This is a genomic window from Veillonella magna DSM 19857 (genome assembly GCF_000428745.1).
Taxonomy (GTDB): Bacteria; Bacillota; Negativicutes; order Veillonellales; family Veillonellaceae; genus Veillonella_A; species Veillonella_A magna.
The window spans coordinates 90,290-112,513 of record NZ_AUAN01000007.1 but is presented as its reverse complement, the minus strand read 5'-3'; the positions used below and the strand labels follow the sequence as shown (position 1 = coordinate 112,513).

The 22,224-nt window shown below is 46.2% G+C and carries 20 protein-coding genes, 1 tRNA gene and 1 riboswitch; all 21 genes read left to right on the top strand.

From position 1 onward, the window contains the following. Positions 1-2,163: YadA-like family protein (locus G344_RS0103425; RefSeq protein ID WP_028254971.1), on the top strand; the 2,163-nt coding region annotated here is incomplete at its 5' end. A 154-nt stretch (positions 2,164-2,317) separates the two neighbouring features. Continuing rightward, positions 2,318-2,650 carry a hypothetical protein gene (locus tag G344_RS12325; RefSeq protein ID WP_028254970.1) on the top strand — a complete coding sequence of 111 codons (333 nt, stop codon included), beginning with the start codon at positions 2,318-2,320 and terminating at the stop codon, positions 2,648-2,650. Positions 2,651-3,049: 399 nt separating this feature from the next. Continuing rightward, positions 3,050-4,435 (top strand): hemolysin family protein, encoded by a 1,386-nt coding sequence (locus G344_RS0103415; protein WP_028254969.1) that lies wholly within the window; start codon positions 3,050-3,052, stop codon positions 4,433-4,435. Between the two features lie 127 nt (positions 4,436-4,562). Next, positions 4,563-5,069: a GNAT family N-acetyltransferase gene (locus G344_RS0103410; RefSeq protein WP_028254968.1), complete on the top strand. Its 507-nt coding sequence runs from the start codon at positions 4,563-4,565 to the stop codon at positions 5,067-5,069. A gap of 175 nt (positions 5,070-5,244) precedes the next feature. After that, complete coding sequence (locus G344_RS0103405; protein WP_028254967.1) at positions 5,245-5,562, top strand: hypothetical protein; 318 nt, start codon at positions 5,245-5,247, stop codon at positions 5,560-5,562. Between the two features lie 400 nt (positions 5,563-5,962). Next, positions 5,963-6,039 (top strand) — tRNA-Arg (locus G344_RS0103400). A gap of 232 nt (positions 6,040-6,271) precedes the next feature. Further along, the gene (locus G344_RS0103395; protein WP_028254966.1) at positions 6,272-7,612 is read left to right on the top strand and encodes an NAD(P)-dependent oxidoreductase; all 1,341 of its coding nucleotides are present in this window, start codon (positions 6,272-6,274) and stop codon (positions 7,610-7,612) included. A gap of 209 nt (positions 7,613-7,821) precedes the next feature. Further along, complete coding sequence (gene rpmH / locus G344_RS0103390; RefSeq protein ID WP_006555255.1) at positions 7,822-7,956, top strand: 50S ribosomal protein L34; 135 nt, start codon at positions 7,822-7,824, stop codon at positions 7,954-7,956. A 76-nt stretch (positions 7,957-8,032) separates the two neighbouring features. Then, positions 8,033-8,380 (top strand): ribonuclease P protein component, encoded by a 348-nt coding sequence (gene rnpA / locus G344_RS0103385; protein ID WP_038154842.1) that lies wholly within the window; start codon positions 8,033-8,035, stop codon positions 8,378-8,380. Between the two features lie 137 nt (positions 8,381-8,517). After that, the gene (gene yidD, locus G344_RS11670) at positions 8,518-8,730 is read left to right on the top strand and encodes a membrane protein insertion efficiency factor YidD (RefSeq protein ID WP_239447865.1); all 213 of its coding nucleotides are present in this window, start codon (positions 8,518-8,520) and stop codon (positions 8,728-8,730) included. Positions 8,731-8,871: 141 nt separating this feature from the next. Beyond that, a complete protein-coding gene (locus tag G344_RS0103380) occupies positions 8,872-9,492 on the top strand; it encodes a YidC/Oxa1 family membrane protein insertase (RefSeq protein WP_051245718.1) in 621 nt (206 codons plus the stop codon). A gap of 2 nt (positions 9,493-9,494) precedes the next feature. After that, positions 9,495-10,340 carry an RNA-binding cell elongation regulator Jag/EloR gene (gene jag / locus G344_RS0103375; protein WP_028254963.1) on the top strand — a complete coding sequence of 282 codons (846 nt, stop codon included), beginning with the start codon at positions 9,495-9,497 and terminating at the stop codon, positions 10,338-10,340. Between the two features lie 162 nt (positions 10,341-10,502). Then, positions 10,503-11,888: a tRNA uridine-5-carboxymethylaminomethyl(34) synthesis GTPase MnmE gene (gene mnmE / locus G344_RS0103370; protein WP_028254962.1), complete on the top strand. Its 1,386-nt coding sequence runs from the start codon at positions 10,503-10,505 to the stop codon at positions 11,886-11,888. 8 nt (positions 11,889-11,896) lie between these two features. Further along, positions 11,897-13,780: a tRNA uridine-5-carboxymethylaminomethyl(34) synthesis enzyme MnmG gene (mnmG, locus tag G344_RS0103365; RefSeq protein ID WP_028254961.1), complete on the top strand. Its 1,884-nt coding sequence runs from the start codon at positions 11,897-11,899 to the stop codon at positions 13,778-13,780. 144 nt (positions 13,781-13,924) lie between these two features. After that, positions 13,925-14,644: a 16S rRNA (guanine(527)-N(7))-methyltransferase RsmG gene (gene rsmG, locus G344_RS0103360; RefSeq protein ID WP_038154840.1), complete on the top strand. Its 720-nt coding sequence runs from the start codon at positions 13,925-13,927 to the stop codon at positions 14,642-14,644. Positions 14,645-14,663: 19 nt separating this feature from the next. Then, complete coding sequence (gene queC / locus G344_RS0103355) at positions 14,664-15,359, top strand: 7-cyano-7-deazaguanine synthase QueC (RefSeq protein WP_028254959.1); 696 nt, start codon at positions 14,664-14,666, stop codon at positions 15,357-15,359. Positions 15,360-15,484: 125 nt separating this feature from the next. After that, positions 15,485-16,096: a LysE/ArgO family amino acid transporter gene (locus tag G344_RS0103350; RefSeq protein ID WP_028254958.1), complete on the top strand. Its 612-nt coding sequence runs from the start codon at positions 15,485-15,487 to the stop codon at positions 16,094-16,096. 166 nt (positions 16,097-16,262) lie between these two features. Continuing rightward, complete coding sequence (locus G344_RS0103345) at positions 16,263-16,847, top strand: SGNH/GDSL hydrolase family protein (RefSeq protein WP_028254957.1); 585 nt, start codon at positions 16,263-16,265, stop codon at positions 16,845-16,847. Between the two features lie 388 nt (positions 16,848-17,235). Further along, positions 17,236-17,330: riboswitch (SAM riboswitch) on the top strand. A 189-nt stretch (positions 17,331-17,519) separates the two neighbouring features. Next, on the top strand, positions 17,520-18,188 hold the full coding sequence (locus G344_RS0103340; RefSeq protein ID WP_028254956.1) for a methionine synthase: 669 nt from the start codon (positions 17,520-17,522) through the stop codon (positions 18,186-18,188). A 149-nt stretch (positions 18,189-18,337) separates the two neighbouring features. Then, positions 18,338-20,827 (top strand): homocysteine S-methyltransferase family protein, encoded by a 2,490-nt coding sequence (locus tag G344_RS0103335; protein ID WP_028254955.1) that lies wholly within the window; start codon positions 18,338-18,340, stop codon positions 20,825-20,827. Positions 20,828-20,902: 75 nt separating this feature from the next. Further along, the gene (locus G344_RS0103330; protein WP_028254954.1) at positions 20,903-21,763 is read left to right on the top strand and encodes a methylenetetrahydrofolate reductase; all 861 of its coding nucleotides are present in this window, start codon (positions 20,903-20,905) and stop codon (positions 21,761-21,763) included. Positions 21,764-22,224 lie beyond the last annotated feature (461 nt).

Here is a 22,224-nt window from a genome sequence, read left to right as displayed (position 1 = left end):
AAGCAAATGCTGAATAAAGATGGCGGTATTAGCTTTGCTATTACCGGCAATACTGACATTACCACAACAGCCTCTAATGATGGTGTAGCTTTGAGCCTTAATAAGGCAGCGTCTGTTACTAATACTGGTGATGACGCAAATAAAGTTGTTACCTCAAGTGCTGTATATAATGCAGTAACAGGTGCTAAGACGAAGGTAGCTGTAGATCCGGCAACAAATGGTATCTTGACAGCAACCGCTACGGAAAGCGACGATCTTACAGGCAACAGCTATACGTTGTCCATCGATACAACGAAGTTAGAAAACGAAATGAAAACCTCGTTGAACGATGACTTTGCGAAGGTGGATGCGTCGAATCTTACTGATGATAATGTAACCAGCTGGCGAAATAAACTTAATGTATACAGCAAGGAAGAAACGTATAGTAAGACGGAAGTAGATAGCAAAGCTAAGGCAAGTAAAACGGAAGTGAAAGCAGCCGATGGTCAGAGCGCTATCACGGTTACTAAGACGATATCTACAGATGGAACAAATCATGATGTATATACCGTTGGCTTTAACGGTGAGAAATTAGCGGAAGCGACTAATATCAGTTATAGAATTGGTGAGGGTGCGCAGCAATCGGTAAGCTTGGCCAAAGGATTTACTTTCAAAGCCAAGGATTCGAATGTAACGGTATCTTCTGATGAAGACGGCGAGATTGTGTACGGATTAAATCCGAATCTGACAGGGATTACCTCTATTACCGGCCCTACCGGAAAGGATGGTAGTTCCACAACGATTACCATTACCGAAAAAGGTATCGACCTTGGCGGTAAAATTATCAGCAATATTGCCGAGGGGAAAGATGGTAAGGATGCGGCGACCGTAGGCCAAGTAGACAGTAAAATCAAAGAGGCTAAGGATGGTATTACACAGATAATCACTGAAGAAGTGACAAAGGTTGGTAATAATACGATTACCCTTACCGGTGATAACAATAGCAAAACAGCGTCACAGAATTTGAATCAAGAGGGCGGCATCAACTTTGCTATTACCGGCAATGAAGACATTACGACAAAGGCCACTGACAATGGTGTAGCGCTGAGTTTGAATAAAGCGGATTCGGTTGTAAAAGACGATACTCATGTGGTTACCGGCGGTGCCGTATACGATTATGTGGAAACGGTTAAAGGTAAAATTACCGGAGATATTAATACATCGATTACTGAAAAAGTAAATGCGTCTAAAACGACATTGACGGAAAATGCGGATGGTCCGATTACGGTAACAAAGGGCACAAAAGACGGTCACGATAACTACACCATTGGTATAAACAGCGATACAATGGCAGAAGCGTTACATGTTGCTTATAAAGCAGGCAATGATGAAGCTTCTAAAAAGGTAACATTGGACAAGGGTTTTGATTTCCGTGCGTCAGATGATAACCTTACGGTAACGTCCGGTGAAAACGGTATTATCAGTTATGGTTTGAAGGCAGACTTGAAAGGGATTACTTCTATTTCTGGTCCGTCCGATGCCAACGGTAATCATACGACGTTGACATTGACAGAAGAAGGGCTTGATTTAGGCGGCAAAAAGCTAACCGGTTTAGCGGATGGCGAAGGTCCGACGGATGCGGTGACGATGAATCAGTTTGCTAAGGTAACGGAGAAAGTCGGCGAACGACTATCCGAAATTTCGAAGCGAGCGAATGCCGGTACGGCCGGTGCATTGGCGGCAGCAGGCATTCCGATGATCACGAACCTAAATGACGGCAACGTTATGATTGGTGCCGGGGTAGGATCGTACGGCGGTGAATCAGCGGTAGCTATTGGCGTGTCCGGCGTTAATACGACGAGAGATATTTCGTATCGCTTGTCTACCTCTTACGACAGTACCGGTAAATGGGGCTTGTCCGGCGGAGTCGGCTTTGCCTTTGGTTCCGGTGGCGAACATCGTGTAGCACTGGCCAACAATAAGGCGTTGACGAAGCGTGTACAGTCATTGGAAACAACAAACCAATCGCTAACCGATGCTAATGATAAATTACAAAAGCAACTGGACGCGACGAATCAACAATTAGCAGAAACCAATCAGCGTTTGGGCGCTAAGAATGATCAACTGCAGCAGGAAGTGGCTGAGTTGAAAGCGTTGGTACAGCAGTTGTTAGAAAACAAATAGCATGTATCCTTTTAATAAGTAACTAACATATTACTTTATAAAAATAATGTACTTTACTTTTATTGGTCGTTACGATATAGTAACATCAGTAGTATAAGGCAATGCCGGATTACTACGACGTCGCTATGTAACCGATAAAGGAGGAGTTCATCATATGAAACAGGATACAATGGTGCAAACAGTACAATCTATGATAGCTGCGCAGTCATGTTATGAAGGGCTGAAGAAAGTAGGCCAAGCATGGCTTGATACGGTAGGCACGGATACGGAAGCTGCTGCGTGGGAGGCATTGGTAAAGGAAGCGAAAGCAGATATTATTACCGTTGATCAGCTGATTGCCTTTACTGCTTCGCCGGACGGCATCGCTTTGTTCGGTAGTGAATTAGCAGAGCAGTTGCATATCCATGCGCTGGACATCAAGAGCAAAGGGGCTGCATATTGCGACTGCCCGGCATGCGCAGGTGCATTGGCTGTTATTAACGCATAGGTGTGGAGATAGAACACCGTACTAAAAAGAAACACAGCTCCGAGGGAAAAAGGATTGGTCGCTAGGACTGAGCAACGTCATTCGCAAGACCTGACGGCCTGCTGTCATATATGGAAAAAGAAACACAGTTCCAGGGGAAACGGAAAGGGACGTATCGAAGGCATGTCATTCGTAAGACCTGACGGCCTGCTGCCATATATGGAAAAGAAACACAGTTCCGAGGGAAAAAGGATTGGTCGTTAGGACTGAGCAATATCATTCGCAAGACCTGACTTGCGATGCCTAGCGACCAATCCTTTTATATACGGACCCTGCGTTTCTTTATTGCCTCATATATGCTATACTATGAAGAAAAGCATTTGTATAATCCACTGAATCAGATAGGAGAGTGATACGTGAGTGGACGGTGACGTTGGTCTGGAGATATTGATTATTTTGCTGTTGATTATTGCAAACGGCATATTCTCCATGACAGAACTGGCAATAGTAAATGCGCGTAAAGGATTATTGGAAGACAGTGCGGAGCGCGGTAGTAAAGGGGCGCAACGGGCGATACAGCTGGCAGAGGATCCTAATCAGATGTTTTCTACCATACAGATCGGGATTACCTTAATCGGTATTGTTACCGGTTTGTATTCGGGAGCGGCGCTATCCGAGCCGATGGCTAAGGCAGTGAAAGAATACATTCCGGCTATGGCACCGTATGCAGATTCGCTGAGTCCCATTATTATTGTTTCATTGACGACGTATTTGTCGCTGATTGTGGGCGAACTGGTGCCGAAGCGATTAGCGTTGAACGCACCTGAGCGTATAGCTATCATCATGGCTCGTCCCATGCATGGGTTCGCTATCATTGCCAAGCCCTTGGTAGCATTGCTCAGTGTATCGACAACGGGGCTTTTAAAATTAATGGGCGTGCACGATAAAGAGGAAGCGCCGGTGACGGAATCGGAAATTAACAAGATGCTTACCCAAGGGGTCGAGTTGGGGGCATTTGAAAAAGAAGAACCGATTTTGGTAGACAATATTTTCCGTCTGGCCGATCGCAGTGCCGGTGACGTTATGACACCGCGTACACAGCTGAAATGGATTGATCTTAACAGTGATCCCGAATATATTCAGGACATGCTGTGCAATTCCAATCATTATCGCCTGCCTGTAGGGATTGATTCGCTGGATGAGCTGCAAGGCTTGATTACGGTGTCCGATGTGTTCCGCGATTATTTGCGTGAACAAGGCGAAGCGTCGCCGAAGTCGTTGGTGGCTATTGTTAAAGAAAATGTTAAGCGTCCTCTTATGGTGCCGGAATCCATCGGTCTTGTGAAGCTGCTTGATTTATTTCGTACGGAAGGCGTTCACGAAGCGGTGGTACTTGATGAATTCGGTGGCTTCAGCGGGCTTGTTACGCTTCATGATATTATGGAAGAAATCGTCGGTCTTATGCCGTCCGGCGAAGAAGAGCGCCAAGAAGAAGAAAATCGTATTATTCAGCGCGAAGATGGTACGTGGCTCGTCGATGGCTTGCTTAACATTGACGAATTAAAAGAGTACTTTTCGATTACTAAGGAATTGCCCGGCGAAGAAGATGATTTATACAAAACCATCGGCGGTTTTGTGACTTATCTTTTCGGGCGCATCCCTCGCGAAACCGATGCATGCGATTGGGACGAATACCATTTTGAAATTGTCGATATGGACAATGCCCGTATTGATAAAATCATGATTACCCGTCGTCCGCCGGAAGAGGTGGAGGATGCTGCCGATGATGAACGTGCGGCGGAGTAATAGGATTTACAAATGGGATAATTAATAGAGATGACAAGAGCACTGTTGCTGTGGCAAGGGTGCTCTTTCTGTAACGTGAAGTAAATCATTGAGAAACAGTTGCGTGGTAGAAAGAGAGGCGATGTATATGCAAGCAATTACAATCCGACAAGCGACGCATGCCGATATAGCGGTATTGCTCGCTATTTACAATTATGAAATCGAACATGGGGTGGCTACCTTTGATACGGAACCGAAAACATGGGAGGAGCGTAAGGTGTGGCTGGAGGCGCATAATCGCCCGGATTGTAATCACCCGTTATTGGTGGCAGTAGTAAACGGAGCTACGGTGGGATATGCGTCATTATCTACCTACAATGCTAAGGCGGCGTATACTTCGACGGTCGAATTGTCCGTATATGTATCGCCGGCGGCGCGCGGCAAGGGAGTCGGTGCGGCCTTGATGGAAGCGATCATCGAGGAAGCACGGCGCGATGAGCGGACGCATTTAATTATTTCGCTCATCACCGGCACCAATGAAGTAAGCATGGCCTTACATAAAAAATTCGGCTTTACATTTGTAGGGACCATGCATGAAGTAGGCTATAAGCACGGTCGGTATTTGGATGTGCACACATACGAATTGAAGGTATAGTGCAGAGTTTGGTATATCTTGCGTGACGGTTGGACTCGTTCCTATGCAGAATTAAACATTGCTAGAGCACTCCCTTTTGTGGTTAAATAGAAGTATAAAGAATAGCATAGTTGCGTACCTATCACACCTATTACAGGGGAGTAAGCAGCAATGGTAAAAGAAAGAGGTTAGCAGAATGAGTAATGTAGCGTATTATGCAATTCAGTATGATGTAAACCAACGCGGTTATATCGCGTATGATAAAGATGCTAAGACGGTAGATGTGGTATTGCCGGATGCGCAGCGCGTGGAACAGGTTAAGAACTATTTGCAGGAATCGCAGGCCGTAGAAAATGCGGTAGGTCTTGATACGTACGAAACAGTGGATATTCATCCGTTAGATTCCTTGGAAAATTTAAAATTAGCATTGACACGTATGTGGGTACGCATCGGTGTGCAGGTAGATTGGAGTCGTCCCGCAGAAGTAAACGGTGAGTTTAAATTTCCTGAATAATAGCATAGCGTAGAAACGGTAGTTTGCTTCGTAACGAACGGAGGCAAGGTACCGTTTTTTAGTGGATAGCAATGCAAGTGCAGTTATCCACATAAAGATGTGAATAAGTTGTGGATAGTTTGTGAATAAATGGAATGTAAAAGTGAATAAGTCGGCTGTTTAGTGGATAACTTGTGAACAACTTTAGGTATTCACTGTGCGTATATCCTTGTAACAAGCCATCCACAGCTGTTTTTTATAAGCTGATTTTTATAAGCTATTTTTCATAAGAGATTTTCGTACGACAGATGAGTACTACATATTACGGCATAATATAGCATAATATAGATGATTAACATATAATGTTTCTAGGTACCTATTGCACGATACTATCGTCTGTGTTTATAATAAATAAGGATATGCGCTCATAGCTCAGTAGGATAGAGCAACAGTTTCCTAAACTGTGTGTCGGAGGTTCGATTCCTCTTGGGCGCACCAGAAACCAATAACCATGCAGCGTCGTGCTGCGTGGTTATTTTTGTAGCTATAACAACAGACAACATAGATAATATCGGTTAGGCTATAGGTATGGAGAAAGTAGTGTCCGGCAAAGGGCTGTAAATTGGTCTATGGAACAATGAAAGTTTGCGGGAATCATGCTACACTGGGAGAGAGATAGATGATCTTCAGCCGAGATACTCTAGCATAGTTTTACGTAGGAGGTCCTCCGATGACAGATGAATTGTTGAAGCAAATGGAAATAGATAAGGACTATACCTTGGAAGAAGCATTGGCCGAAGCAAAGCGGTGCCTTAATTGTGCTAAACCGTTGTGCCGTACGGGCTGTCCGATTGAAAATGAAATCCCTCGTTTTATCCACGCCATTGCGCGCGGCAATTTTGGCGAGGCTAACGATATTATTGCGGAACGCAGTAATTTACCGGCCGTTTGCGGTCGCGTGTGTCCGCGGGAAAAGCAGTGTGAAGGGCATTGTATTTTGAATCGCGCTAATAAGCCGATTAATATCGGCAAGTTAGAACGGTTTGCTGCCGATTTTGAAAGTGAACATGGTTTGCGCAAGCAGAAGATGATCATTAAGGATCAAGGTAAAATCGGGATTATCGGATCCGGCCCGGCCGGTCTTACGGTAGCCGGTGACATGGCCCGCCTTGGTTATGAGGTGACGATTTTTGAGCGGCAGGAAGAGCCCGGTGGCATTTTGCTTTACGGGATTCCGGAGTTCCGCCTCAGCAAAGAAGTGGTGCGCCGCGAAATCAATCGCCTTAAAGGGCTGGGCGTTGTGTTTGAATGCAATACGGTTATCGGTCCTGACAAGACGATAGATTCTTTGTTTGAAGAAGGCTATGATGCGATTTTCATTGCCACCGGTACGCATGTGCCGATGGAGCTTCCCATGCCCGGCGATGATAAGCCCGGTGTATTGCAGGCGATGGCATTGTTAACGGCGGTACAGTTACATCAAAATGGTCGTGTCGGCGAGGATGCGATTCCGGTCAGCGCCGGTGATCGCGTGGTGGTTATCGGTGCCGGTAATGTGGCTATGGATGCGGCACGTACCTGTGTGCGCTTAGGGGCTTCCAAGGTTACGGTAGCGTATCGACGGGGCGAAGAAAATATGTCGGCTCTAAAATCCGAGTACGAAGAGGCTAAGGCAGAAGACGTGGAATTTAAGTTCTACGCATCGCCGAAGGAAGTCGTCGGCGATAAGGTGGTAGAAGGTCTTCGTTATGAAGTACAGGCACCGAACGAAGATGGCAGTGTAACGCCTACCGGTGAGTATGGTGTCATTCCGGCAGATAAAATTATTATTGCCATCGGCCATAAACCGAATTCCCGTTTGGTAGGACCCGGTAACGGAATCGAGGTCAACAAGGACGGTTATGTGGTAACCCGTGAAATGCCGTATGGTATGACGAGCCGCAAGGGCGTATTTGCCGGCGGTGATGTAGTGCATAAACCGGCTACGGTGGTGCTGGCGATGCGCGCCGCTAAAAAAGTCGTGGAAGGCATGGTCAATTATTGTGAAGCTAAGCGCTTCTTAGGCGAATAGGATTATAGTGGCGTATATAAGCCTCGGCAGTCAGGTCTGGCGAATGACATGCCTGCGACTTATATATGCCACTTTTCGATGCATCGTTAGCCCTGGGAAGCGATTAGGTTCACAGTGTTATTTCCTTGACAGAATGGGCTTTTATACATATAATTATGCTGTTATGGTATACGTAATTACTACACTGATTGCGAGGAGGTGTTCTACACATGAAACGTACTTATCAGCCGAATACGCTTTGGAGAAAACGTACGCACGGTTTCCGCGAACGCATGAAGACCATTGGTGGCCGTCTTGTATTGAAGAGAAGACGTGCAAAGGGCAGAAAGAAATTGTCCGCATAACATAATAGCTTTTAGGCAGGAGAAAAAACTTGGCACTGCTGCCAAGTTTTTCTATTCTCAGGTATAGGGTGAGATGATGAACGGTTTAGATAAAGCACGGCGAATCAGAAAAAACAATGAGTATCGCCTCGTGTATAAACACGGTAAATATGAGGTAGGTAAGCTTTGCGTGGTGTATCGCATGCCCGTAGCTAAGCAGCCTACGCGCATCGGCTTTGTCACCGGTAAAAAGGTGGGCTGCGCAGTAGAGCGCAACCGGGCGCGGCGTCTGATGAAAGAGGTATATCGTCTGCATCAGCATGAACTGCGTGAGGGATATGCCATCGTCATCGTCGGTAGGGCCTATTTGGCTAAGGCCACCTATGCGGAGGCGGAACAGGAGATTATGAATCTGTTTAGAAAGTTAAAGCTGTTAAAGAATTGAGTCGTCTAATTATGTTTCTTAATCCTTTGTAACTATCATATTTTGATGGATAGTTTATACATGATATAGGAAGATTCTGTAGATGAAACGGTGTTGACTTTCAAAGGAGAGTGACCGGTATGAAGTACCTAAGCTATATGTTGAATACGATGCTTATCGGATTGGTGCTGGTATATCGCTACTGTATATCTCCGCTAAAGCCCAGAAGCTGCCGCTTTTACCCTACATGTTCGGCGTATACCCTAGAGGCATTACGCAAATACGGCCCCTTTAAAGGTAGCTATCTCGGGATTAGACGCATTTTGCGTTGTCACCCTTTTAACAAGGGCGGCTACGATCCCGTGCCATAGCACAGATGTGGAAATACCGAACTGTTTGTATGGATGAAATTTAGACCATAACCAAGTATGAACAGGCAAGGAGCCATGGGTACGCCAGGTTACGAAAATAGGAGAAGACGATTGGAAATTTTTCAGGTGTTAGTTGATTTTATGCGGACGTTGCTCGGGTATTGCTATAACCTGACGCAGATGGTAGGTTTCCCTAGCTACGGGATTGCCATCATTATTTTGACAATAGCTATTAAAGCTATTTTGGCGCCGCTTACAGTAAAGCAGATCAAGTCCATGAAGGGCATGCAGGTATTGCAGCCTAAGATGAAGGAAATTCAGAACAAATATAAGAATGACCCGAAGCGGGCACAGATGGAAATTGCCAATTTGTATAAGACAATGGGCATTAATCCACTGTCCGGTTGCTTGCCGCTTTTAGTGCAGATGCCGTTCTTGATTGCTATTTTCTATGCGTTGCAGGGATATCCGTATGATCCGACGTATGAAAGCTTTTTGTGGCTTCCGAGCCTCGGCGAAACGGACCCGCTTTACATTTTGCCTGTGTTGAGTGCGCTTTCTACCTATGTGATGAGTAAGCAAACGTCCACGTCGGATGTGGGTGGTCAGCAGAAAATTATGCTTATTTTCATGCCGCTGTTTATCGGCTACATCAGCTTGAACTTCCCTAGCGGCCTTGTTATTTACTGGGTAGTATCTAATATATTCCAGCTCATTCAGCAATTCTTTATCTTCAGAAACGATGGTGCTAAGGAGGCGTAAGCATGGATCATATCGAGGTATCGGCTAAGACGTTGGAAGAAGCCATTGCTAAGGGCGAGGCGCAGCTTACTGCTGAAGGCAGACGCATTACGGAGACAAAGGTTATCGAACAGCCGTCGTCGGGATTTTTAGGTATCGGTCGGCGGCCGGCGATTGTTCGCCTATATTTTGAAGATATCGAAATGCCTACGGTAGCATCGGTACTCACCGAAACGGCTAAGGCCGATGAAATTGTTGTGGAGGAAACCGTTGCTGTAGCGGATACGTCCGACACGGTAGCAGAAGAGGCGGATGTGAATGAATCCGTCGATGAAACGCCGGTGGCTACGGAAGAAACGAGCCCATCGGAAGAGGTAACGGCAAAGCCGGAAAAACCGGGACTTACCAAAGAAGACCAGATGGCTATTGCCGATAAGGGTAAGCAGTTCTTGACGGATATGTTTGCCAAGATGGGTCTGGCGGTGGCTATTGAAAAAATGACTACCGAAGGACGAATCACATTCCAAATTCACGGGGATGATTTGGGAATTTTGATCGGCAAGCATGGACAGACATTGGATGCCATTCAGTATTTAACCAATTTGGTGGCGAACAAAGATGTGAAGGGACGTTGCCATATCGTGGTGGACGTAGAGCATTATCGTTCGCGCCGTGAAGATACGCTGGTACAGCTGGCGCGCCGTTTGGGCGATAAGGTAAAACGGAGTCGTCAAAAGATTTCGTTGGAGCCGATGAATGCGTTCGAGCGTAAAATTATTCATTTAACTTTACAAAACGAACCTCATATTGTGACGGACAGTGAAGGTGAAGAACCGTATCGTCACGTGGTTATCGCCTATAAGCGCTAAGCGCGGCGATCATAGCAGCGATTATAATGACTGTACAACGGAACCCGAGCTTGTCTCGGGTTCTCTTTGCGTTTTTTGATATAATGTGTCCGTCGGTACTGCAGCGATGGCTACGGTGCTGTATGGATGGAATCCGCCCATGAGCGGATAGTGAGGTGTATTATGTTTACGGAGGATACGATTGCCGCCATTGCAACGGCACCGGGTGTGGGCGGCGTAGGCATTATTCGCGTTAGTGGCGCGAAGGCGTTTCCATTGGTGGATACTCTGTTTGCCGGTAAATCAGCGGTGCCGCTTACGGAGCGACCGAATCGCAGTATTCAGTATGGCCGTATCGTGGATCCGAAGACGGGACGCACTGTGGATGAAGTGTTGTTACTCCTTATGAAGGGTCCACATTCGTATACGGCGGAGGATGTTATCGAAATTCAATGTCACGGCGGGCCGGTGGTAGTGCGTGAGCTGTTGCGGTTAGTGCTAAGTAGCGGAGCACGATTGGCGGAGCCCGGAGAATTTACGAAACGGGCTTTTTTGAACGGGCGCATTGACTTGACGCAGGCAGAGGCGGTTATCGATATTATCGAGGCCAACGGCGAAGCAGCGTTAGGTGTGGCGGTTGAGCAATTAGACGGCACACTGGCTACGTGGATTCGCCGTTTACGAGAGGAGCTGCTTACTATGGTGGCCCGCTTGGAAGTGACCATAGATTATCCGGAAGAGGATATCGAAGAGGTAACAACGGCAGAGGTAGCCGCTTCGTTAACGCCGATTATGGCGGATATGCAGCACCTTTTAGCTACGGCTAAATCCGGACGCATGGTGCGGGAAGGAATTACAACGGCGATCGTAGGACGACCGAATGCGGGTAAATCAAGCTTGATGAATGCGTTGCTTCGGGAGAATCGGGCTATCGTGACGGATATTCCCGGCACCACTCGCGATACCATCGAAGAAGGTATGACAATCGAAGGTATTTCTCTGCGGCTTATTGATACGGCAGGGATTCGCGATACGGAAGACATCGTGGAAAAGTTAGGCGTAGAGCGAGCGAAAGAATATGTATCGGCGGCGGATATTGTTGTTTGTGTCATCGATGGCTCCACTGCGCTTAGCGAAGAAGAAAAAGATATTTTGGAAACATTGAAAGGCCGTACAGCGGTGGTGTTTATTAATAAAGCCGACATAGCTATGGCAATAACGGCGGAGGATATTGCGCCGTATGGTCCTTTTGCAGCGGTAGCAGCTATCAGCGCCGCTAATGGTGAAGGATTGGATGTGCTGGGTCATGTAGTTAAAGATCTGGTATACGGTGGCGAGGTCCAAGGGGATCGCGGTGCTATGCTCAGCAACATTCGTCATATTAATTTAATGGAAACAGCGCTGGCGTTATTAACGCAAGCGAAGGAGAATTTGGAAGCGGGTCTATCGGTGGATTTTATTGTCACTGATATGCGCAGTGCCTGGGAAACTTTGGGCGATATTACCGGAGACAGCTTGCGTGAGTCCATGGTGGATGAGCTGTTTTCACGCTTCTGTTTAGGCAAATAGGAGAGAGTATGTATAACGTAGACAATTATGAAGTGATTGTTATCGGCGGTGGTCATGCAGGCTGTGAAGCAGCGTTGGCCACGGCGCGTATGGGACATCGTACGTTGATGGCGACACTGAATTTAGATAATATTGCACTTATGCCGTGTAACCCTGCCGTAGGGGGACCGGGCAAAAGTCATCTGGTATATGAATTGGATGCGCTGGGCGGGCAAATGGCGATTAATGCCGATGCGACGGCCATACAGATGCGCATGCTCAATACCGGTAAGGGACCGGCGGTGCATGCGTTGCGCGCACAGTCCGATAAGGGTGCGTATCAGCGCTTGATGAAGCACACCTTGGAGAATACAGAGAATTTAAATATTAAACAAATTATGGTAAACGAGCTTCTCGTTGAAGACGGTAAGGTAACGGGCATCGTCAGCGAATTGGGCGAAGTATATACGGCAAAGGCAGTTATTTTGTGTACCGGTACGTATTTGAAGGGCAAAATTATTACCGGCGATTTATCGTATACCGGCGGACCGAACGGTCAGCGTACGGCGGAAGTATTGTCTGATTCGTTGCGCAAGCACGGCTTAGAATTAATGCGTTTCAAGACGGGGACACCGGCGCGCGTAGATAAGCGAACCTTATCTATGGAGAATATGACGGAACAGCCCGGCGATAGCATGCATCGCTCTTTTTCGTTTATGTCCGAGTGGGTGGATCGCAACGAACAGGTATGTTGGTTGACCTATACAAATGCGAAGACCCATGAAATTATTCGCAACAATTTATTCCGCGCTCCTATGTATACCGGTGCCATCGAAGGGACGGGGCCGCGGTATTGCCCGTCTATCGAAGACAAGGTAGTCCGCTTCAGTGATAAATCACGGCACCAATTATTTGTGGAGCCGGAAGGCAACGAAACCAATGAAATGTATGTGCAGGGCATGAGTACCAGCTTGCCTATTGATGTGCAGTATGATTTTTTGCGCACGATTCCGGGGCTTGAAAATGTAGAAATTATGCGCCCTGCCTATGCCATTGAATATGATTGCTTAAATCCGTTACAGTTAACGCCGGCATTGAAGGTAAAACATATCGAAGGACTGTACTCCGCCGGTCAGGCTAACGGTACGTCCGGGTATGAAGAGGCAGCCGCGCAAGGACTTATGGCCGGTATTAATGCAGCGTTGTTCCTCGAAGGCAAGGCGCCTTTTATTTTGTCGCGGTCGGAAGCGTACATCGGCGTACTCATTGATGATCTCGTTACGAAAGGAACTCGTGAGCCGTATCGCATGATGACCAGTCGCAGTGAATACCGTCTGCTTCTTCGTCAAGATAATGCGGATATGCGTCTTACCGAAAAAGGCTATGCCATAGGTCTTGTTACAGAAGAGCGCTACCAGCGATTCTTGGCTAAGAAGGCATGTATTGAAGAAGGAACGGCACGCCTTAAAGCAACGCAGGTCAACCCGACGAAGGAAATTCAGGCTCGCCTGGAAGCGATGGGAACAGCACCGATAAAAACAGGCATGACAGCTTATGATTTGGTGAAGCGCAACGAGCTTACCTACGGAATGGTGGCCGATGCGTTTAATTTGCCTCGGTATGCGCCGGACGTAGAAGAGGAAATTGATATTTCCATTACCTACGAAGGTTACATTAAAAAACAAATGGAGCAAGTGGAAAAGGTTCGTAAGCTGGAAGAAAAAATTATTCCCGCACAGTGGGATTACGAAGCGATGAAGGGAATTTCCTTGGAAGCGCGACAGAAGTTAGCACAGATTCGCCCTCATTCCATTGGCCAAGCCAGTCGTATTTCAGGTGTATCGCCGGCGGATATTTCCGTATTGCTGGTGCAGTTGGAGCAATATCGAAGGGATGAAGCCAAGCAGCAGTAACCGGCGATGAAACGATAAGGCAGTCGGTGGATTAGGCGTATCTTTGACGAGGATATGAGAGGATGGCCGTGAGGCCGCAGACAGATGAGGATGGCCGAACACCGGCGACGATAATGATACGATAGAAGCAGTGAGGAGATAACTATGGACTTTACCGCTGATGTGACAGCACAAATGAAAGCTTTCGGTATTACGCTGACGGAGGAACAAGCCGTTGCCTTTACTACGTACTACGAACGCCTTGTTGAAACGAATCAATATATGAATTTAACAGCTATCACCGAACCGCATGAGGTGGCGGTAAAGCACATGGTGGATTCCCTATCCTGCTACGATAAGGTGGTATTTGTACCGGAAAGTAAGGTGCTGGATCTGGGAACCGGTGCCGGCTTTCCGGGTATTCCGTTAGCGATTTACGATTCCCAGTTGCACATTACCTTGTTTGATTCTCTTCGGAAGCGGCTCCGCTTTTTGGAGGATGTAGCAGTGGAATTGGGATTATCCAATGTGACGACGTTACATGGTCGTGCCGAAGATATGGCGCATCGTATCGAGCATCGGGACATGTATGATATAGTAACCAGTCGGGCCGTGGCACGCCTTAATGTGTTGGCCGAATGGGCGCTTCCTTATGTGCGAAAAGGCGGCTATTTAATTGCTCTTAAAGGAGCGGCCTATGAAGAGGAAATTAAGGAAGCCGAACGGGCGCTGTCTATATTGGGCGGCACTGTAGCGGAGGTGCGTCCGGTGACATTACCGACCCTGGCGGATAAGCGCGCTGTTATTTATATTAAGAAGACCGGCATGACGCCGAAAAAATATCCACGCAAGCCAAAGGAGATAAAGGAAAGACCTTTGCGGTAAGCTGTGAAAAGGAGAAGGTATGAAAGCGGTTGTATTATCCAGTGGAGGCGTTGATTCTACGACCTGTATATCGGTTGCTATCGATAAATGGGGACGGGAAAACGTATCCACGGTATCTGTATATTATGGGCAAAAGCACGATAAGGAGCTGCGGTGTGCAAAGCGTATCGCAGCTTATTATGATGTGCCTCATTATGAATTGGATTTAGCGGCAGTGTTGCAATATTCCAATTGTTCACTGTTGCAATCGTCTACGGACGAAATTGTACATAAAAGCTATGCGCAGCAGATTGAAGAAAACGGTGAAGGCATGGTATCTACCTATGTGCCGTTTCGCAATGGGCTGATGCTCAGTGCGGTAGCCAGTTTGGCCATGAGTATTTACGAAAATGAAGACGTGGCGATTTATTTGGGCGCTCATGCCGATGATGCGGCGGGGAATGCCTACGCCGATTGTAGCGAAGCATTTATTGCGGCTATGACAAAGGCAATCTCGCTGGGTACGTATGACAAGGTGCATGTGGAAGCTCCCTTTGCATCTATGAACAAAGCACAGCTGGTGGGTGTTGGCCTAACACTTCACACGCCGTATGAATTGACGTGGAGCTGTTACGAAGGCGGCGACGAACCTTGCGGTACGTGCGGTACGTGCATTGATAGAGCCGCGGCTTTTGCGGCTAACGGCGTAGCAGACCCGGCATTGGTAAAAAAATAAATGGAATTGTACCATACATGGTACGGCAACGAATGTTAGGTACTTTTCATACGTGTATTGATGCGTATGCGGTTTGAATGCAGAGAGGGTGGGGAATGGTATTGTAGGAGAAAGGGGTGTGGACTATGTATTATTATATACAAGGTTTTTTATTAGGCTTAGCATCGATGGCGCCAATCGGTATGCAAAATATTTTTTTGATCAACACAGCGTTAACGCAGCGTATATATCGTATTGTACAAACAGTACTTATTGTTACCGCCTTTGATCTTTCCTTATCACTGTCGGCGTTTTTTGGTATCGGTTGGTTATTAGACGCGGTTCCGTGGGCAAAGCTGATTCTTTTATTGGGCGGAGGTGCGCTGGTCGTTGTTATGGGCGTGGCTTTACTCCGCGCGCGAGGACAATTGGAAGGCGCCGATGTAGATATTCCTTTAACAAAAGTAATCGCTATGGCGGGCTTGGTTACATGGTGCAATCCGCAGGCTATCTTGGATACAAGTATGATGCTCGGAGCGGTGCGCGCCTCCATAGGGCCGGCGGAAGCCGATTATTTTGTAGGCGGGTTTGCTACGGCTACCATTGTGTGGTTTGTAGGGTTAGCCTCTATTGTGCGCAGTGTTGCATCGTATATTAACAGTACGGTATTGACCTGTGTAAATCGGTTATGCGGTACTTTTATTGTTGTGTATGGTGCCTATTTGTTGTGGAAAGGAATCGAGCTACTTTCCATATAACAAGATATGCAGTTGTTTATAACAAATACATACTGAGCATACGCCGTCAATCTATGAAGGGGCGGTGTCGCAACGTACTTTCGAGTTGGCCGTAGAATACCATCGGATGATAGGATAGTATCAGGCGATTGAATGTAGCATGTAATGACAAAGGAGGCAACACGCTATGCATATACTTTTTTTAGGTGATAGCTTGACCAGAGGCTACGATGTGCCGTACGGGCAAGGTTGGGTAGAATTGCTAGAGAAAAAGTTATATCCGCACACCTGTTATAATGCCGGCGTGGATGGTGCCAGCCTACAGGCGATTACACTTTTGTGGGAACGATATCGCACGCAGTCTTCTTTTGGAGCGGTATGGGTAATGGGTGGAACCAATGACATTTTACAAGGACGAACTGCTGATGATTGTTTGCGAAAACTACAATCATTGATTGAAATGATACAAACCGATACGAAGAAGCGGATATCGATTATTGTTGGCTTGCCCTTACCGATAGAAGGTGGACTCGATGATGAAGAGGAAGTTATGGCTGACTATGCGACTAAGCTGGAAGCATATTGTCGAGAGCAAGACCTTCCGTATGTTGATTTTTATGGACCACTCAAAGAAGCACTCCGGCAAGGCAAAGGAATTTTTGCCGGCGATGTACATCCTAATGCGCGAGGCTATGCAATGATGTATGAGATAGCTCGCCCCGTCATGGAGTCTGTGCTGGTATATAATAAAAGGCACCTAGTGACTACGTAATAGAGAATACATTTGATAAGAGCGCGATGGGATTCATAAAGTTCGAAAGATGACTGATTAAATCGAAAAATTTAAATATTTTTTGCATTTGGGTATTGAAATCCTTCGATATGGGTGTTATAATGTAACCACAACAGGGAAGTGAGAATGAGTTACAAACTTAAATCTCAACATCTCGTTACTCTTTATCCCGGAGTGATGGAGATGGCTACCTGTTAAAACCTCTAAATACCTATACCTAATCGTGAGTACAATTGTTGTACGAACACGCGGAGCCGCATCCTCCCTAAGTGCGGCTCCGTTTTTTTTGAAATAAATTTCTTGACATTCTTCATCATTCAAGGTATCCTTATTGCTAACGATATACATCGACTGTAAATTTCATATGACCTTATCAAGAGAGACCGAGGGAATTGGCCCAATGACGTCCGGCAACCGGCAAGGCACGGTGCTACATCCAACAGTCTTACTGACAGATAAGGAATCAGCCCCTATCTGTGTGGATAGGGGCTTTTATTTTGTCAACAATAGGTAGTTAAGCGTAGTGGCGGTTAATGGCAATGTGTATGTGTTGGCAAAGTAACTGTGATAGGTATGAGCGAAATAAATGTGTTAGGTGTAATCGAAATAAGAATTTGGTAAAGAAGAGAGCTTGGGAATAGAGGAGTAGGTATGGCAATTTTTAATGGACGCTTACCGGTGATAGATGAAAAAGAAGTACGACGGTATGCCGGCTTACAACGAGCCGAGGATTTTCCCGAACAGTATGTGAAGGAGGCTTGTTTGGAAGTACAGCTGGAGGCAGTACCGCGCGGGATATATCGTGAGTATGCATATGATGCGGCTACCGGTACCATTCAATCGGATCCGCCGCTCATAGTTGAGGGCAGCAGCATTCGTAAGCATTTGGCTTCGTCAGTACGAGTTGCCGTGATGGGGGTGACCATTGGAGAAGGTGTGGAGCGGCGCAGTGCAGCACTATTTAAAGAAGGTAATTATACGGTAGGTCTTTTGGTTGATGCGGCGGCGACGACTGCTGTAGAGCAGGTGGCAGATCAAATTAATGATTTGATTGTAAAAGCGGCGACTGCCGGTGGCTATACGACAACATGGCGGTTTAGCCCCGGATATGGAAATTGGCCACTGGATGTACAACCGGCGTTAGCTGCGATTATCGGAGCGGAAGAAATCGGTCTTACCGTTACCGATACGTGCATGTTGTTTCCCCGTAAATCAGTGACAGCTATCATTGGTTATATGCCCGGCGGTGCTACATTACAAACAAAACGAGGATGCACTTCATGTGGTCAACGGGATTGTCCGTCGCGGAAGAAACCGTAATGAAATATATTGAAATAGTGTATATGGTGCAGTATTGATGAGGACTTGATGATAGGCGCGTGTATTGTTTTGGTAACGCGGTGTAGGTATAGTGTGAATAACCGGTAATAAGAAAGTATTCACATGTGAATATAGAAAAGAGGTAAGCAATGTTTATTTTTGACGGTGCTATGGGTACCATGTTACAACAGGCAGGACTGAAAGAGGGGGCCTGTCCGGAATTAATGAGTGTGTATAGACCGGAAATTGTAGAAGCTATCCACAGTGAATATTTGGCAAGCGGCAGTGATATTGTGACGACAAATACATTCGGTGCTTGTCGATTAAAGCTGGCCGATTATGGTTTGGCACATCGAGTTAAGGAAATTAATCATGCCGCCGTGGCAGCAGCAAAGCGGGCCATCGCTGATATAAAGCCGACGGCGCAGGTAGCCGGTTCTATGGGACCGACAGGAACGTTTATTGCTCCGTTAGGGCAAATGACATTTGATGATATTTATGAAACCTACCGTGAACAGGCGGATGCCTTAATTGAAGCCGGTGTGGATTATATTCTTATAGAAACTATTATAGATATTCAAGAAATGCGCGCTGCCTTATTAGCAGCGCGCGATGCGAGAGCGTCAGCTGGTGCCGATGACAGGGTAAAAATTATTTGCCAATTCTCCTTTAGTGAAGACGGGAGAACGATTACCGGTACTACACCGGAAGCAGCGGCCATTTTAATGGAAGCGATGGGGGCTGATGTAGTGGGGATTAATTGTTCTCTCGGACCGGAGCAATTAATTCCTTTGTTGCAGAAAATGGCAACGGTAACCAATCTGCCTCTTAGCGTACAGCCTAATGCGGGGATGCCGGTATTGGTAAATAAGAAAACAATCTTCCCTTTATCGCCGGAAGATATGGCATCTTATGTAGGGGATTTAATTGACGCAGGCGCATCGTATATCGGGGCTTGTTGCGGTAGCACGCCGAATCATATTCGCGCTATTGCCGAGGCGGCGATAGCCCATGGGCCGTCTAGTAGAACAGCGGTGGAACCGTTTACGGCATTTACCAGTCGTACTCAGGTTGTTCGTGTAGGTCACAAGGAAGCACCTATTATTATTGGTGAACGCATTAATCCTACGGGACGTAAGGTATTGGCTAAGGAAATTAAAGACGGAAATTTTGCAATGGTAAAGCGCGATGCATTGGCGCAAGTCGCGGCCGGTGCACATGTGTTGGATGTAAACATGGGCGTACCCGGTATTGATCAAGCCGAAGCGATGCGGCATGCCGTTAGCGAATTGACCATGCTCGTCGATGTGCCATTATCTATTGATACTCTTGATGCCAAGGCATTAGAAGCCGGCTTAAAAGCGTATCCGGGACGACCGCTGATCAATTCGGTAAATGCGGAACCGGAACAACTCGCAGCAGTATTGCCGTTGGCTAAACGATATGGAGCAGCTCTTTTATGCTTACCGTTGGGAAAAGGTGATTTACCGGCAACGGCGGAAGCTCGGATAGAATTGATTAAAGAAATTACTTTGGAAGCGTATCGGTATGGTTTGCGTCCGCAGGATTTATTATTGGATCCGTTGGTATTGACTTTGGCCAGCGGTCCGGACAGTGCTAAGGAAACGCTGCAGACACTGCGATTATATAAAGAAATTTTTGGCTTTCCAACGGTGATGGGCTTGTCGAATATTTCATTTGGTTTGCCGCAACGGCCCTATTTAAATGCACAATTTTTAACGATGGCATTGTCCGCAGGCTTGACGGCACCAATTTTAAATCCTTTGAATAAAACGGTAAAAAAGGCATTTGTAGCAGGTCGTACTTTATTGGGATTTGATACAGCAGCGGCAGAGTTTATCCGCCTGTACGGTCAGGAAGCGGAAGATGTTATCGGCGGAAGCGGGAAAAAAGATTCCAGTACAACGAGGGCTAATACTATAACAGTTGGACAGACTGTTAATCAAAAAGAAAGGTTACTTACGGACATAACGGAAGCGACACCGGAAGTTATGCTGGAAGCTATTTGCGGTGCTGTAGAACGAGGCGAAAAAGAGTATGTCATTGAATTGGTAACGCAGGCTTTGACAAAGAAAATAGATCCCTTGGTGATTACAAAGCAAGGATTATCGGAGGCGATGAATCGTGTAGGCGAAAAATTCGGTGCCGGTAAGGTATTTTTGCCGCAAGTTATGTTGGCGGCAGAAGCAATGCAAGGTGCATTTCAAACAATAAAACAAGTATTGCCGGAAGATACGCGAATGGCACGAGATACGGTCATTGTAGCTACGGTAAAAGGTGATATTCACGATTTGGGAAAAAATATTGTAGCGGCTTTATTGGAGAATAATGGGTATCGTGTGGTGGACTTAGGAAAAGACGTATCACCGGATGCGATTGTAAATGCCGCGAAAGAATATAAAGCGCCGATTATCGGTATTTGTTCATTAATGACTACAACCATGCCAATGATCGATGAGACTATCGAGGCAGTGCGAAAAGCAAACGTACCTGCTAAGGTTGTAGTAGGGGGTGCGGTGCTGACACAGGAATATGCGGATACGGCCGGTGCCGACGCATATGCCAAGGATGGAGTGACGGCAGTGCAGTTGGTAAAACAGTTGTTGGGGGATGAGTGATAGCGCATTGTTAGCACACAGATAAAATCTTAGACAATAGAAGAGAGAGTTGAAGAGAGAAAGAGAGTGGCCTTGATGGAAGAATTGCGAAGCAAACATGCACGTGGTGCATTTACGATTACTGTAGAATTAGATCCGCCGAAGGGGGCATCGGCGCAGAAAACATTGGATGAGGCAGGACTGTTGGCAGACCGTGTGGATGGAATCAATATTGCGGATTGTCCGATGGCTAAGATGCGAATGAGTCCGATTGCACTGGCACATTTGATTAAATATAGAAAAAACATTGATACGATTTTCCACTTAACCTGCCGTGATCGTAATATCCTTGGTTTGCAGGCTGAGTTATTGGGAGCCGCTGCATTGGGAGTACATAATATTTTGACATTAACCGGTGATGAGCCATCACGTGGAGATCATCCGGATGCAAAAGCTGTTTTTGAGCTTGATTCGATGGGACTATTGACGGTGGCACGTACGTTGAATAGCGGTTATGACATGACGGGGCACGAACTGGATGCACCTACGGAATTTTATATCGGCACGACAGGAAATCCCGGTGCGGAGGATTTAGATGCAGAGTATGAGAAGTTATGCCGAAAAAAAGAGCATGGTGCGCAGTTTATTCAGACACAGCCTATTTATGATTTGGAGCGAGCAAAGCGTTTTATTGATAAAATAGCACCCTTAGGTTTACCGGTTTGTTTAGGATTAATTCCTCTTAAAAGTTTTAAGATGGCTACCTATCTTCATGAAAAAGTACCGGGTATTTCATTGACAGAATCTATTTTGCGTCGCATGGAAGATGGCGGTCGTGAAGTGGGATTGACCATTGCGGTGGAAACCTTGGAAGAAATCAGGCGCATTGCACAGGGCGTACATATTATGCCTTTAAATGACATGGAGGTTGTACTGTATTTGTTAGATCATATATAAACTGCTTACCGTACAATGAGCTTGAATAATTAGGTGAAAAAATTATTCGGACGAACTGACTATAGTCATAGTACGGATGATATACCGGAGCATGGAAAACCATATGGAAATATTGTGAGTCATAGTATAATGCCTACGAATAAAAAGAAGAGAATGTTTCACGTGAAACATTCTCTTCTTTTATTACATACGATTGGCAGATTTTCATTTAATTTATAGTTTCGTGCGATAAGATAAGGAATATGGAAATAGAGTTAAAGAATAGGTGCGGCATAATTAGAGTGAGGGTATTAAGTCATCTATACGCATATATAGTTAATGCGCACATATAATTAATGGGCGCATATTACATCGAAGGTACAATGCAGGAACTTCCGATATGTTTCACGTGAAACATACTAAAATAAAGCGACTGTTAAAAGAAAAATTTTTAGCGATTTCGCGGTTAGGACGCACCATTT